Consider the following 13,501-nt stretch of genomic DNA (forward strand, 5'->3'; position numbering starts at 1 on the left):
AGAGATGTTGGGGGATTGGATGCGGTTGATCGTGCGGTGGCATCTCGCAACGCCGGCGTGGGGTTCGGCTTCACGGGCCATCGTCGCCGGGGTCTCCCGATTTCATCGGTAGGCAGGCGCACACGATCGGCGGATTCGTGGGTTGACCTGAGAGAACAGCGTGCGGGACCGTCGGGGGCATGTCCACGGCTCCGACGGCCGTTTTCGCTGTCGTCCAGGTCGAGGCGGAACGTCGTGGGGTACCAGGCGACCCCCTGGCGGGTCCGGTCCCGCGGCAGGTCGACGGGCTGCCACTGGTGTCGGGGAAGCCGGGCAGATACCAGCCGGTCCGGTTCTTAGTACATCCACCGGCGTTGAGCGCTCCGCGGACGAGTTCGTCCCCGGTCCCGCCCTGGATGCGCCAGGCAAGCACGGTGGCGTCGCCGTCGAGTCCGGCCGCGGTCAGCCCCCGGGCCGACTTGAAGGCGTCGTTGGCCCAGGAGGGTGCTCCTCGCGCGCCACCTGTGGGACGTGGTGAGGTCGCAGAGCCGCCAGGACGAGTCGTCGAACCCGGCGTCGGCCTCGGGGTTTTCCGGGGCGTACTGCCAGCCGGTGAAGGGCTGGCAGCAGGACCGGGGGCGGTCCGGCGAGCTGACAGTGCGCCTGGGAGGCTTCTCGAGCCGGTCGGGCGGACATCGATCGGTCGCCCGTTCCAAAGCGATTCTGGCTCACAACCGCAGCCCCGCCGTTGCTGGGGGAACGGGGGCCTCGGCGTACCGTGCCGATTCCTGGCTGTATTCGAGAAACCCACGCGCCCATGCGCGGATCCCGTCCACGTACCGGTCAACTGCGGCCTGTTCCTGCACCGTCAGGTTCATGGCGAGGGCGGTGGTCTGCAGACTGACTATTGCGGCAGGCAATTCGATGATTCGCAGGGAGAGCCGGCGGTGCACCTCGTTGACAGCGTCCTGCAGCGTCAAGTGGTGATGGTGCTGCAGTACCACGACGAGGTTGCTGGTTTCGCCGGTGCGTAGTTCTTTGCCGAGGGAGTACAGGTCGTTGGTCCAGCAGATGATGTCGGCGGCGGTATCCCGCAGCCGTCGGCAGGCCGGCGAGGACCACACCAGCTCGGTGAGTTCCGCGTCCTGTGCGTATTCGGTGAGGTCGAAGCACCAGGCGACCGCTCCGGAGATCCGGCGCCAGGCGACGTAGGCATAAGGCGTGGGTACGCTGCGTTCCACCCGGCGCCGGATCATGTCGCGGTTGGTGCGTATCCATTCCGCCAGATGCCGGCGGAAGCGATCGCTCCATGCGGGGCTCATCTGATCGGCCAATCGGGGCACGGCCTCTGCCAGGACGTGTACGGTTCCCGGCGCCTTTTCGGGCACAACGTCCTGTGCGCAGGTGACGATGCGCATCATGGCTTGCAGCTCTGTGTCGACCGATCCGGAATCGTCCCCGCGGGCGTCACTGCGGTCATCGACGACGAACATCCACAGGGCCAAGCGAGACAGCTCTGCCAGCCGCTCCGGGGGTGCCCATGGCCAGACCCGTCCGGCGAAGACAATATGACGCTCCCTGCGGGCCTGCTCAGCCGCTTCCGCAGACAGCAGCCCCACTTTCTGCGCCCACGCCGTGACGTGCGGCTCTACGTGGGGAAGGCCGGGGTTGAGCAGCGAGAGGTCCCGGGTTTTGCACTGCAGGGGGGCAGACCATTGCCCGCCGTCCCCTGGGATGGCCCACCCTGCGATCTCGGTGCCCGCGTTTGCAGGTGTTCGTCTCACGAGAACTTCCCTCCAGCCTGCTACAGCACGGGTTAGGACCGCGCCTTGCCATCTTTCCTTACGGACCGGCTTTTACCCGCCCCGCCGGGACACGGCACCCTCTCTTCATGCATCGCGCCCTCGACGCGAAACCCAACGACGCGACTCTGCTGGTGAAGTTGGGTAGATCATGCGGTGGCTGAGCACAGAGTGCGGAAGTGCGTGGCCCGGCGTCGTGTTCTGGGTGCGGTGTCGATCCAGTCGGCGACGCGGGTGAACCGTTCCGGGTCTGATCGAGACTCTAGGTCGTGACTGTGACCTGGGGTTTCGTGGTTGCTCGGTAGTAGTTGGTCTCGTATTCGGCGGGTGGGATGTGCCCGATCTCACCGTGCAGTCGGCGGTGGCAGTACCAGTCGACCCATTCGGCGGTGGCCAGCTCGACCTCGGAGAGTGTCTTCCAGGGCCGACGGGGCTTGGTCAACTCAGTTTTGAACAGGCCGATCGTGGACTCCATCAGGGCATTGTCGTAGGCGTCGCCGACCGATCCGGTGGACGCGGCGATGCCTGCCCGGTCCAGGTGCTCGGCGAGCGCGAACGATGTGTACTGCGACCCGGCATCGGAGTAATGTATCAACTCGCCTACTTGCCTACTTGATAAGGACGTTGATCTCGCTCGCGCTGCCACAAAGCCATCTCGAGGGCGTCCAGGACGAGCCGAGTCTCCTTCGAAGTGGCCGCAGACCAGCCCACGAAGCGGCGGAGAAGGTGTCCACGACGAAGGCGACGTAGACGACGCCGGCGAAGGTGGCGACGTGGGTGAAGTCGGCGACCCAGCAGCGGTTCGGGGCCGGGGCGACAAAGTCGCGGTCCACGGGATCCGGAGCCCGTTGCGCACTCGCGTCGGGGATCGTGGTGATCACTCGCTTGCCGCGGACCGCGCCGGTGATGCCGAGTTCGCGCGGTGCACCGAGCCACCGCGACACCCTGCCGGTTCAAGAGTCTCCAGATCTTCCTGGCGCCGTAGACACGGTAGGTGGCCTCGTACGACTCCTGGATCAGGGCCTTGAGTTCCCGGTCGCGAACGGTGCGGGCCGCCGGCTCGGGTGGTGTAGACCGATCGGTAGATCGTCTCGTGGCTGATCCGCGTGACGGGGTCGTCACCGTGATGCCGACGCAGGTGGCCGACGATCTGCCCGGGCGACCACTCCTCTTCCAGTAGCCTCACCACCGTCTGCCTCAGCGCGGGTCTGCGGGCGAGGCGGTACTGCTTCGGGCGGCGAGCGCGATCAAGTGCGCGCTCCTGTGCAGCGATCGCCCGGTAAACGTCGCGTCCGCCGTTGTTGTTGACTTCACGGCTGATCGTCGGCACCGCGCGTCCCAGGAGGCCGGCGATCGTCCGGTAGGACTCACCGGCACAGAGCCGGCGCGAGATCTCCTCCCGCTCGTCCATGGTCAGGCTTCCGGCCCGCGTCTTGCGGGATTCGGGAGCGATCCCTCCGTGGTGCTTGAGGACGGTGAACACCGAGCCCGGCGGCTTGCCGATCTGCCTGGAGATGACGCTGATCGACTCCCCGGCCCTCCACCGTCGCCACAAGTCTGCCTTCGTCTCGTCCGACATCCCCGGCCGACCCAGCCTCGCCACGCATACCGCCCTCAACCAGCACTGTTGCTCCGACCGGTTGAACCTAGCCTCGCCGTTTCGGTTGGGCTGAGGCGGCTGCGTTGATCACCAAGTGTTGGGTGGTCGAGGCGATTCTGTTGCCTGGGCATGGTGGAGTCCCGGCGCAATGGTCGGGTTTTCCGAGTCCTTCGGATCGTGGGCTGGCGGGGGGCCGCAGGTCAGTCAACCGGTCGGGGCAGTGCGGCAAGGCGGTGGAATGCCGTGGCCAGTTCGTGTCTCCAGGGCCAGGTCGCCGAAATCCGCAGGCGGAGGCGGCGTCCACCCCGAGTGAGGCGGGCGGCAACGTGTAGCAGCCGGTAGCGAAGTTTCTTGGGTTCGGCGGCGGCGAGTTCGCCATCCAGCAGGAGGACGCGGGCCCAGGCGAGGAGATCGATCGCCGTGAGGCTGAGTTCGAGCCAGGTGGCGTTGACGTCGAAATGGCGGGAGGGGAAGCGGCCGAAGCCAGTGTTCTTGCCGCACCGGATGTGGTCCTCGACGGTGGCGTGTCCGCGGTGGCGGACCTCAAGGAACTGTGCGGAGCCGCCGCCGGAGTAAGGGGTATCGGTAAGGAATACCTGGTGCCGCAGGCCCTCGTCGTGGTCGAACAGGGACAGTTGGGCGCCGGGGTGCGGTCGTTCGCGCTGCACGGTGATGCGGGTGCCAGCCGGGTAGCCGGCGAGGTCGACCATGCCGGTCAGTTCGGCGACCTCGGCGCCGTCTCGTAGTGTCCCGTTCTGGTCCAGGGCGGGATGCCAGAGGTCTTCGGGCAGTGAGCGGATTGCTCGACGGACTGGCTCGGTGATGGCGTATCCGACCGAGAACCGCAGGTTCAACCCGTGCTCGCGCAAGGTCCGGATGTGGGTGAGGAAGGCTTTCGCGGATCCGGCGCTGTCGGCGCGGACCAGGATCTGGGTGCCGTACCGGTGAGCGTCGGGGATCTGTGCGAGGGCGTCGTCCAGCACCGCGATGTGATCGGCGGCGGTGTTGGCTCCGGAGTTGCCGGGCCGTAGTCGGCCGGACATGGCCTCGCCGGTGTTCGCGAGGAAACACAGCAGCGGATGAAAGCCGAAGCCGCCTTTGCAGGTGGGCGCGGCCTGTTCCTTTTCCGAGTGGGAGGTGATCAGCGTGGCGTCGAGGTACAGGACCAGGCCGGGGAGTTCTCGTCCGCCGGCCTGGACGGCGGGTATGCCCTGGCCGGTCTCGGCGGCCTGCATCCAGGCGACTTCCCGGGCTGAGGCGCGGGCCGCTCGCAGCGAAGCGAGTACTGCCCCGTCGGTGTCGGCGAGCAACCGCCAGGCGGTAGGTGTGGAGGCGACCGGTCCGAATACCTCGCCTTGGTCCCGCAGCACGGCCAGATCCGCTATCTCCTCACCGCCGTCGGCGAGCATCACCGCGAGATCGGTGGCGGTCCGACCTGGATCGTGCCCGGTGCCACGCGGTCGCAGCGGCCTGAGCGCAGTGGAGCAGGCGGTGGTCAGACCGGTGGCATCGGCAAGATCTGCGAGCAAACGTGCGCCCGCGTGCCCGACCACCCCCGAACCGTCAGCGGAGACGTGGAGCTTGGGACGAGAACCGATACCCTGCACGCAGAAAGTGCCTTCCGCTTGGACCGACAGAACCCCTCGACAAGGTTCATCGTCCCAGCTCAGAAGGCACTTTCGTATTTCTTCCCCGCTTCAGGCCTCATCTCAACCGAAGCAGCGAGGTCAGTCGCCGAGAACCCGCTCCCACAGCAGCCCGTCCCGCCAGCTCCCGTCGAGAAAGATCGAGGAGTGCGCGACGCCGTACGGGCTGAACCCATTGCGTCGCAGCACCCGCTGCGACGGCAGATTTTCCAGATTGGTGGATGCCTCGGCGCGGTGCAGCCCGAGTTCGTCCGTCATCACCCGGAGTACAAGCCCGACGGCGTGTCCGGCGTGCCCTTGATTCTGGGCGATGCTGGCGATCCAGTATCCGACGGAGCCGCGGCGCAGGTGCGGCTGCGGCAGGATGCCTCCGACGGTGATCTGCCCGATCACCTGGTCGTCGGCGAGTACTACGCCCGGCCAGACCGTGCCAGCCCGGTATCCGGCCAGCAGGCTGTCGATCCGCTCCGCCTGGCCCTCCGGGGTGAAGAAGTCGGCCGGCTGGGCCGGTTCCCACGGCCGGAATGCCTCGAAGTCCCGCACTCGATGCGCGGCGATCGGGGTGGCGTCGGTGGGCTCTATCAGGCGGATTCTGGTGCTGCTGCGCATGGGCTGATCCTCGTCGCGGTGCGTCGATGAGACGGCCAGCCTATGCGAGGGCGCCGGCGCCGCCGCACCCTACGCCCGCCGGAGGATCGAGTCGATCGCGCAGCTTGTGCTCTCTATACCCTGCACGCAGAAAGTGCCTTCCGCTGGACCGACAGAACCCCTCGACAAGGTTCATCGTCCCAGCTCAGAAGGCACGTTCGTTTTTCTCCCTGCTTCCGGCCTCATCTCAACCGAAACGGCGAGGTCAGCGCATGGGATCTGGACAGCCTGCCGGCCCCCTTGAAGCCCGCCGCCCGACAGGCCGTGGCGCATACCCGACTGGGGACGAGCGTGGCCGGCACCATCCAGAGGGCCAAGGGGGAATCACACACCGCAACCCTGATCCTCGACTGCCTCGGACGCACCGGACAGAAGTATGATGTCGGGCAGGCGATAGCCTTCCTCGCCGGGCAAGGCGAACTCACTCGGGCTTCGGAGACCGTGAAGCAGGCCATTCAGCTGATATTTGTAGCTGTCACCCGCCCGACTCACCTTCTCGCCTTCGCGACCTTGAAGGACCATGCCGCGCCCCACACGGCAGTACTGGAAGACCGCGGTTGGTTGATACGTGACGTATCTCCACCGCGGTGAGCCTGCCGATGCCCGCCCACCACGCGCCAAGGTTGGCGGTTCCGTCCCTGCGCTGTCCGCTGGACACCAGCAGATTCTCCGTCTGCTGCTGGTACAGCAGCTGTACCCAGGCCGACCAGCGAAATCGGCGGTACCTGCGGCTTCTTGGTGGTCCGGAAATGTTCCGGACCTTGGTGCGGGTGGCGCCTGGGAGAGGCAGGCTTCGGTGGGATGTTGTGGGGGCGATCGGGAGCAGGGTGGGGCAACGGAGGTTGGGGCTGTACGGACTCCAGCCGCGCAGGAACCGCGCTAGGTGTGTTGTTCGCGCTACCGTCCGGTCCCAACTGCTGGTCTTCGCCCCGAGAGACGAGGCTGTTGCCCTCGGCGTCGAACAGGGCGAACCGGCTTCAACAGTGTCCTGCAGGGCACCGACGAGGCCGTGCCTGCAACCTATGGCCGGTGGTCATCGCAGAGCCATCCGGCCGCGTAGAACCGCGCTGGTGCCCCGCATGGCCTCACCCCGGCCCCGCACTTGCCCCGGTGCGCCACCGGCAGCACACCCGTTACCGTCGGCCCTGTGCTCGGTGCCGACTGCGGCGGGCGGGGAGGCGGGATGTAGGGGAGCGGCGCGGCCTCGTGGTCGGCCATGGCCGGTGGCCGGACGTGGCACGTCGGGTCACCGTCCTCCATGGGCCGCTTCGCCTGTCGTTGCCTCGGCATGACAGCCGGTGGTTCGCCAGACGTTGCGTCGAGGTACGCAGTCTGGTCTGCGGCCGGGGTCCAGAACTCGAACGCGGTCCGCTTCACCTTGACGATCGCCCGGACGTAGAGCCCGGAGGCGGCATCTCGGATGAACTCATCGAAGGGGCGTTCCGCAGGCCGGGTGGTCGGGTGCCAGCCTCCGCACTTGCCGGTCCGCCTCTTCGGGCACGGCCCCGGGAACCGCTCGTCGCACATGGCGAGCTCGATGCGCCGGATTCCACCTCGGAACGGGATGGGAGAGTCCCGCTTCGTGATCAGCTCCAGGGGAACGCGGTCGGTACGCAACCACGGCACCGTCGTGTCCCGCGACATCTCCTGGCTGTCCGTCTGCCACGCGTCCAGCACACCCGCCCGCCGAGCTGCCACGTCCCGGGCGTGGATCTCACGCGGGTTGCGCGGAGACAGCTGCGACTCGAACCCCAGGAGCACCCCGTCCGCACCGCGGATGAGGACGTCGCTACGGACCGCGCGGTCCTTGCTCGGTCGCTCCTGCACGGCAGTGTGCCCGCCATCCTCCGCCGCCCGGACCGCCCGGTCCTTGTATGCCTTATGCTCGTCGGATTCTCCGCCGCCGTAGTGCCGGTCTTCGGCGTTGCTGCGCATGTGGGCAGCAACCACCTTGCCCAGTCGGCGGTACACCGACATCGGCTCGACGAACCCCCGCTCCTCGCACACCTCCGCGCACGTGAGCCCACGGACCGGAACGGGCAGTCGGCGGTCGGTGAGGAGCTGTTCGAGAAGGACGGCGCCGCCTGCTACTCCGAGGTCTGGTTTCGTCAAGTCCAGCCGTTGGCCGAGCCCTGCGAGCCGCACGTACCGGTTGGGCATGGTGACCTCCCGCTCGTCTCACGACCACGATGGGCCGCCGCTTGATCCGGGGCGTTCCCCCCGGTGTGCTCCGACATGCGCGGCCTCCTCTCGTTCGGTGGGAGACGTTCCGTTACCGCAGCCGCTCTGCCTGAGAGTGCTGGTTGTGGTGCTGGACTGCTTGCCGGGGGAAGGCACGGGCCGTCCAGTTCTCTGGGGCGCCGACCTGGTGCAGTGTTGCGATCTGCCGGTCGTAGCCGTCTCCTTCGGGACTGGCGTGGACGCGCAGGTAGATGGGGTCGTCTTTGCCGACCGGGGAAGAGTCGGTGTTCCAACCCTGCGCTATTCGGCTCGGAAGCTAGATGATCAATTCCAAGGGATGCCTGCGGAGGGTGTGGGATGGGCGGTGGCCGAAGCCACCGCGAAACGGTCAGCGCGGCGGGCTGCTGGCCCTGGTTGTCGAGGTGGCAGCGGGCGGTCGGGCGTCAGGGGCGACTTCGGGGTGCGTGAACCGCACGGGCTTGCCCAGCGACCGGGCGTAGGCGAATTCGGCTCGGGTGCTGTCTCCGATGTCATGCCGGAGAAAGGCCGGAAAGGCCCAAGCGGAAGGGGATGCGGTCCGCAGGGTCGGCCGGGATCAGGCCACGCCGAGGAAGCGCAGTACGGCGAGCACCCGGCGGTGGTCGGCGTCCGCCTTCGGCAGGTCGAGCTTGGCGAAGATGCTGTTGATGTGCTTGGCCACCGCGCTCTCGCTGACCACGAGCCGCTCGGCTATCCCGGCGTTGGACCGGCCGCCCGCCATCAGTTCCAGGACCTCGCGTTCCCGCGGGGTGAGCCGGTCCAGCGGATCGCTGTGGCGGCGCACCAGAAGTTGCGAGACGACCTGCGGGTCCAGCGCCGTTCCGCCGGCGGCCACCCGGCGCAGCGCCTCGGCGAACTCCTCCACGTCCGCGACCCGTTGCTTGAGCAGGTAGCCGATCCTTGAGGTGTTGGCGGACAGCAGATCGGCCGCGTACCGCTCCTCCACATACTGCGAAAGCAGCAACACCGCAGTCTGCGGCCACTGCTGCCTGATGACCAGCGCGGCACGCACTCCCTCGTCCGTGAAGCCGGGGGGCATACGGACGTCCACCACCGCGATGTCCGGCCGGTGCTCCTCCACCGCGTCCAACAGCGCCTCGCCGTCGCCCACTTCGGCGACGACCTCGAACCCTGCCATCTCGAGGACCTTGACCACCCCGACCCTGAGCAGTACGGAATCCTCGGCGATCACGGCACGCACGGCAGCTCCACGGTGATGACGGTCGGCCCCCCGACGGGGCTGTCGACCGACAGCGTGCCATCGACCGAGGCGACCCGCTTGGCCAGCCCCGCCAGCCCGGTACCACCGGTGGGTTCCGCGCCGCCCACGCCGTCGTCGCTGATGACGACCAGCAGCGTCTTCCCGAAGCGCTCCACGGACACCTCGGCCCCGGACGCCTCGGCGTGCTTCACCACGTTCGTCAGTGCTTCGGAGACGACGAAGTAGGCGACCGCCTCGATCGTGGGAGACGGACGTGACGGCACGTCCACCTTCACCCGTACCGGGATGGGTGCTCGGGCGGCGATGCCGGACAGCGCGGCGTCCAGGCCGCGGTCCTCCAGAACGGCCGGGTGCAGTCCGCGCACCAGGCCGCTCAGCTCCTCTATCGCGTCCTTCGCCTCCCGGTGCGCCTCGTCGATCACCTGGCGGGCGTCCTCGGGCAGGTCCTGGAGCGTGGCCTTGGCCAGGCCGAGGTTGACCGCCAGGGAGACCAGCCGCTGCTGAGCGCCGTCATGCAGGTCCCGTTCGATCCGCCGCCGTTCGGCGTCGACCGCGTCCACCAGGCCGGTCCGGCTCTCGGTCAGGTCCTCGACCCGGCGGGCCAACTGCTCCTCGCGGCTGGGCCCGAGCAGGACGGTGGCGGTGCGGGTGTCGAGCCGGGAGAGGGCGTCGGTCGACAACCGCGCGATGTGGAGCAGGGCGAGCCCCGCCGCGGTGACGTACGCCGCCCAGGTGTAGTAGCCGGGATGGTCGACGCGCCAGTCCAGCGGCACCAGCCAGATCCACAGGTAGATCGAGGTGGCGGTGACGGCCACGACCCATGCCAGGAGGGTGAAGGACCCCGCGAGAGCGAGCAGCGGCCCGTCCAGCAGGTGGTACCTGAGCTGCCGGTGCCCCGCCCGGGATCGCAGCCGCTCCGGCAGCCGGGGCCGCTGTCCCGCGTAAGGCGAGGGGATGGCCACGTCGAGCCGGGTGCGGAAGCGGCCGCGCTGCACCTCGGTCAGCAGCGGCCCGGCGAGCACGACGGCCGCGAACGCGACGAACACCGCGACGGGCAGTTGGCCCGCCGGGTCGAGGACCGGGACGAAGAGCAGCCACAGCAGGGACACGACGAAGAGGACGCCGAGCTGGACGAGGACGCCCGTGACGAGGAACGAGACCGGTCGTCCGGCTCCCTGGAACGGGAACAGAAGTAGGCGCCGCAGGCGGGCGGTTGTGTGCATGGGGAAACGGTAGGTGTCCGGGCCGGGGGTGGGCCATGGCAAGAGCATCCGCCTCGGGGTGTAGCTAGTGCCACCCCCACAACGGACATTCGCGTTACTGACCATGAGCGCCGGGCGGACGAGGCTTGAGGCCGTGAAGGAACGTCAGGAACGCGAGGAGAACGATCCGATGAGCACGCTGAGCGTCTGCCGACTTCAGGACGAGGCCCGCGGCTCGACCGGTCCGCGCATCCGCCGCCGGTACCGCCTGGAACACGTCCTGGTCGGCTGCGGGCTGGCCCTGCTGCCGTGGCTGGTCGTGCTGGCCAACGGTCTGCCGGGGACCGCCATCGCCTCGAACTGGTGCACCGCCTGGATCGGCCTGGACGCCTTGGAGGCGCTGGGGCTGATCGCCACTGGGCTGCTGGCCGTACGCGGCCACCAGTTGCACGCCCTGACGGCCACCGCCACCGCGACGCTGCTGGTGGTCGACGCCTGGTTCGACACGATGACCGCGGCACCGGGCGCGGATCAGGTCTCGGCGATAGCGATGGCGCTCGGCGCGGAACTGCCACTGGCGGTGGTGTGCGTCGTGCTGGCGGTACGAGGGGCTGCCCGCCCGACGGCCTGATCCTCGCTCCCGGCCCCGCTCACTTCCCGTACGCCACCGTCCCACCGGAGGAGATCCATGTCTCACGCTGTCCTGGCCAAGCCCGCCGTCCGCTGGGCGCTCGCCGCCGGTGCCGTCGTCGCCGGCGCCCTGTGGTTCGGCGACAAGGGCCCCTTACCCGTACGCCCAACACAAGCCGCTGGACCTGCCGTTGCCGCATCTGACCGCGAACCGCCTGGACGCCGTGCTGCGGCCCAGGCCAGGTGAGCGGGTGCTGGAAGTCGGTCCCGGCACCGGCCTGCAGTCGCTGCACGTCGCTCCCCAACTTGGCCCGGACGGACGGCTGGACGTCCTGGACATCCAGCCGGAGATGCTCGACCACGTGATGCGCCGCGCGGAACGGCACGGCGTCGTCAACATCACGCCCACCCGAGGTGACGCTCGTGAACTCCCCTTCCCTGACCGCACGTTCGACGCCATGTACCTGGTGACCGCGCTGGGCGAGGTACCGGAGCCGGAGCGGGTGCTGGCCGAGGCGGTCCGGGTGCTCACCCCCGGCGGCCGACTGGTGGTCGGCGAGTTCTCCGGCCGCCACTGGATCCCCTTCGGCACCTTGCACCGCCTCGCCGACGACTCCGGCCTCCACCTGGCCGCACACCATGGCTCCACCCTCGCTTACCTAGCCCGCTTCCGCCCCCGCGCCGCGGCAGCGTAGGGACGGGCCCGGGTGTACTGCCCCGGGAGGCCGGGGACGCGGCCGGGCGGCTGGTTTCTTTACCCGCGGAGCTGACGGATCCCGGCGGCCGGCCCGTACCTCCTGCCGTACAAGCCGCTCGCGTCCGGAGGCAGCGTGCCCATCTCCCGCAACAGGGCGGGAACCGTCTTCGTGACCGGTGCACCGGGTCTGACCCCCGCCGCGCTCGCCTACCCCGCCATGCTCGGCGTCCAGAGCACGTCCGGCTCCCCGGACCGCAAGATCGGTCCTCGAAGTCGCGGGGACTAGTCGCAAGGCCGTGAAGTTATGGGCCTGGCGGGGTTGTCCAGGAGGCCGTAGGCGGTTTCGCCGGACATGAGGAGCGGAGCCCCGGTAGAACTGGCAGTCGACCAAGACAAGCCGTTCACAAAGACCGGAGGCTCCGCTGTCCGAACAGTGTGCCATCACGCGTGTCGTCACGGTGGCCGGAGGGCGGTTTGCGCCAGGTCATCTCGGTGAACTCACCCAGCTTGTTCCCTTCGAGATGGTCGACGAGGCGCTGAGCGCGACCAGGGCCGTGCAGTCGCGGCTGCGGGATCTGCCCTCCCGGGTCGTGGTGTACCTGGTCCTGGCCGCGTGCCTGTTCCCGGAGGCGGGATACCTCGGCGTGTGGCGCAAGCTCACCGGGGCACTGGCCGGGCTGCCGGTGGTCGCGCCGACGGCGAGCGCGCTGGCCCAGGCCCGCCGGCGTGTGGGCAGCAGACCGCTGCGGTGGCTGTTCGACCTGCTGCGCGGCCCGGCCGTAACCCGGCACGGGCCGGGGATCCGCTGGCGCGACCTGCTGGTGGTCGCCCTCGACGGCACCACCCTGACGGTCGCGGACACCCCCGCCGTCCTGACCCGGTTCACCAAGCAGGCGGGCAACCACGGCGGGACCGGATACCCGCAGGTCCGTCTGCTCGCCCTGGTCGCCTGCGGAACCCGCACCCTCATCGACGCGGTATTCGGCCCGACCACCGCGGGCGAGACCACCTACGCCCCGCGCCTGCTGCCCAGCCTGCGGCCCGGGATGATCCTGCTGGCCGACCGCAACTTCGGCGCTCAAAGGCTCCTGGCCGACATCGCGGCCACCGGTGCCGAGGTCCTGGTCCGGCTCAAGAACGGCCGCCGGATGCCCATCCTGGCCCGCTTCCCCGACGGCTCCTGCCTCTCGGTGCTGGGTTCCCTGCGCGTGCGCGTCATCGACTGCGAGATCACCATCACCACCACCGCCGGGAAACACACCGGCCTCTACCGGCTCGCCACCACCCTGCTCGACCACCACCGCCACCCAGCAGCCGAACTGACCACCCTCTACCACCAGCGCTGGGAGATCGAGACGGCCTACCTGGAACTGAAGTCGACCATCCTCGGCGGCCGGGTTCTGCGGGCCCGCACCCCCGAGGGCGTCGACCAGGAGATATACGCCCTGCTGGTGGTCTACCAGTTGTTGCGGACCGCCATGGCCGACGCCACCAGCACCCGACCCGGCACCGATCCGGACCGGGCCGGCTTCTCCATCGCCTGGCAGGCCGCCCGCGACCAGGTCGTCCTGGCCGCGGGCGTCATCGCCGACACCGTCGTCGACCTGGCCGGCACCATCGGCCGACACGTCCTGGCCGGCCTGCTGCCCGAGCGGCGACTACGGGTGAGCCCCCGCATCGTCAAACGCGCCATCTCCAAGTACCAGGCCCGCGGCCCCCGCATCGACCGCACCAACTACAAAGCCACCACCAGCATCGAAATCCTTGCGGCCGCAGGCACTTGACGACATGCCCCAGCCGCAAACTTCACGGCCTTGGGACTAGTCGGTGGATTGAACAGCTTCGAGGTATTCAG

The 13,501-nt window shown here is 68.8% G+C and carries 13 protein-coding genes and 2 pseudogenes; 5 read left to right on the forward strand and 10 right to left on the reverse strand.

Going from position 1 to position 13,501, the window contains the following annotated elements; genetic code table 11:
* Positions 1-707: 707 nt before the first annotated feature.
* The 7 genes and pseudogenes from ACIQCZ_RS10750 to ACIQCZ_RS10780 all read right to left on the reverse strand — a co-directional run bounded on the left by ACIQCZ_RS10750 (position 708) and on the right by ACIQCZ_RS10780 (position 5,636).
* Positions 708-1,763 (reverse strand): hypothetical protein, encoded by a 1,056-nt coding sequence (locus tag ACIQCZ_RS10750; protein WP_402281361.1) that lies wholly within the window; start codon positions 1,761-1,763, stop codon positions 708-710.
* A gap of 280 nt (positions 1,764-2,043) precedes the next feature.
* Positions 2,044-2,376, reverse strand: a complete 333-nt coding sequence (locus tag ACIQCZ_RS10755; protein ID WP_376471795.1) for an integrase core domain-containing protein — start codon at positions 2,374-2,376, stop codon at positions 2,044-2,046.
* 13 nt (positions 2,377-2,389) lie between these two features.
* A complete protein-coding gene (locus ACIQCZ_RS10760; protein ID WP_376471802.1) occupies positions 2,390-2,725 on the reverse strand; it encodes a hypothetical protein in 336 nt (111 codons plus the stop codon).
* A 31-nt stretch (positions 2,726-2,756) separates the two neighbouring features.
* Positions 2,757-2,903: pseudogene (locus ACIQCZ_RS10765) on the reverse strand (hypothetical protein); the annotation flags it as partial.
* A gap of 193 nt (positions 2,904-3,096) precedes the next feature.
* Positions 3,097-3,360 (reverse strand): annotated as a pseudogene (locus ACIQCZ_RS10770) (helix-turn-helix domain-containing protein); the annotation flags it as partial.
* A gap of 221 nt (positions 3,361-3,581) precedes the next feature.
* A complete protein-coding gene (locus ACIQCZ_RS10775) occupies positions 3,582-5,018 on the reverse strand; it encodes an IS1380 family transposase (protein WP_402282136.1) in 1,437 nt (478 codons plus the stop codon).
* 90 nt (positions 5,019-5,108) lie between these two features.
* Positions 5,109-5,636, reverse strand: a complete 528-nt coding sequence (locus ACIQCZ_RS10780) for a GNAT family N-acetyltransferase (protein ID WP_376220570.1) — start codon at positions 5,634-5,636, stop codon at positions 5,109-5,111.
* 330 nt (positions 5,637-5,966) lie between these two features.
* Between ACIQCZ_RS10780 and ACIQCZ_RS10785 the strand changes: the two genes are divergently transcribed.
* On the forward strand, positions 5,967-6,266 hold the full coding sequence (locus tag ACIQCZ_RS10785) for a hypothetical protein (RefSeq protein ID WP_402281363.1): 300 nt from the start codon (positions 5,967-5,969) through the stop codon (positions 6,264-6,266).
* Between the two features lie 429 nt (positions 6,267-6,695).
* Here the strand turns inward: ACIQCZ_RS10785 and ACIQCZ_RS10790 are convergent, their stop codons facing one another.
* From ACIQCZ_RS10790 to ACIQCZ_RS10800, 3 genes are all read right to left on the reverse strand, one after another.
* On the reverse strand, positions 6,696-7,835 hold the full coding sequence (locus ACIQCZ_RS10790) for a hypothetical protein (protein ID WP_402281365.1): 1,140 nt from the start codon (positions 7,833-7,835) through the stop codon (positions 6,696-6,698).
* Positions 7,836-8,451: 616 nt separating this feature from the next.
* Positions 8,452-9,096 carry a response regulator gene (locus ACIQCZ_RS10795; RefSeq protein WP_402281367.1) on the reverse strand — a complete coding sequence of 215 codons (645 nt, stop codon included), beginning with the start codon at positions 9,094-9,096 and terminating at the stop codon, positions 8,452-8,454.
* On the reverse strand, positions 9,084-10,340 hold the full coding sequence (locus ACIQCZ_RS10800) for a histidine kinase (protein ID WP_402281369.1): 1,257 nt from the start codon (positions 10,338-10,340) through the stop codon (positions 9,084-9,086). The genes ACIQCZ_RS10795 and ACIQCZ_RS10800 overlap by 13 nt, the downstream gene beginning before the upstream one ends.
* Before the next feature lie 133 nt (positions 10,341-10,473).
* Between ACIQCZ_RS10800 and ACIQCZ_RS10805 the strand changes: the two genes are divergently transcribed.
* The 4 genes from ACIQCZ_RS10805 (at position 10,474) to ACIQCZ_RS10820 (ending at position 13,430) form a co-directional block, all read left to right on the forward strand.
* On the forward strand, positions 10,474-10,950 hold the full coding sequence (locus ACIQCZ_RS10805) for a hypothetical protein (protein WP_358862993.1): 477 nt from the start codon (positions 10,474-10,476) through the stop codon (positions 10,948-10,950).
* A 190-nt stretch (positions 10,951-11,140) separates the two neighbouring features.
* Complete coding sequence (locus tag ACIQCZ_RS10810) at positions 11,141-11,644, forward strand: class I SAM-dependent methyltransferase (protein ID WP_402281371.1); 504 nt, start codon at positions 11,141-11,143, stop codon at positions 11,642-11,644.
* Positions 11,645-11,779: 135 nt separating this feature from the next.
* The gene (locus ACIQCZ_RS10815; RefSeq protein WP_402281373.1) at positions 11,780-11,932 is read left to right on the forward strand and encodes a hypothetical protein; all 153 of its coding nucleotides are present in this window, start codon (positions 11,780-11,782) and stop codon (positions 11,930-11,932) included.
* Between the two features lie 172 nt (positions 11,933-12,104).
* The gene (locus tag ACIQCZ_RS10820; RefSeq protein WP_402281375.1) at positions 12,105-13,430 is read left to right on the forward strand and encodes an IS4 family transposase; all 1,326 of its coding nucleotides are present in this window, start codon (positions 12,105-12,107) and stop codon (positions 13,428-13,430) included.
* Positions 13,431-13,501: the final 71 nt, after the last annotated feature.

The sequence above is a fragment of the Streptomyces sp. NPDC093149 genome, assembly GCF_044754145.1.
Classification (GTDB): Bacteria; Actinomycetota; Actinomycetes; order Streptomycetales; family Streptomycetaceae; genus Streptomyces.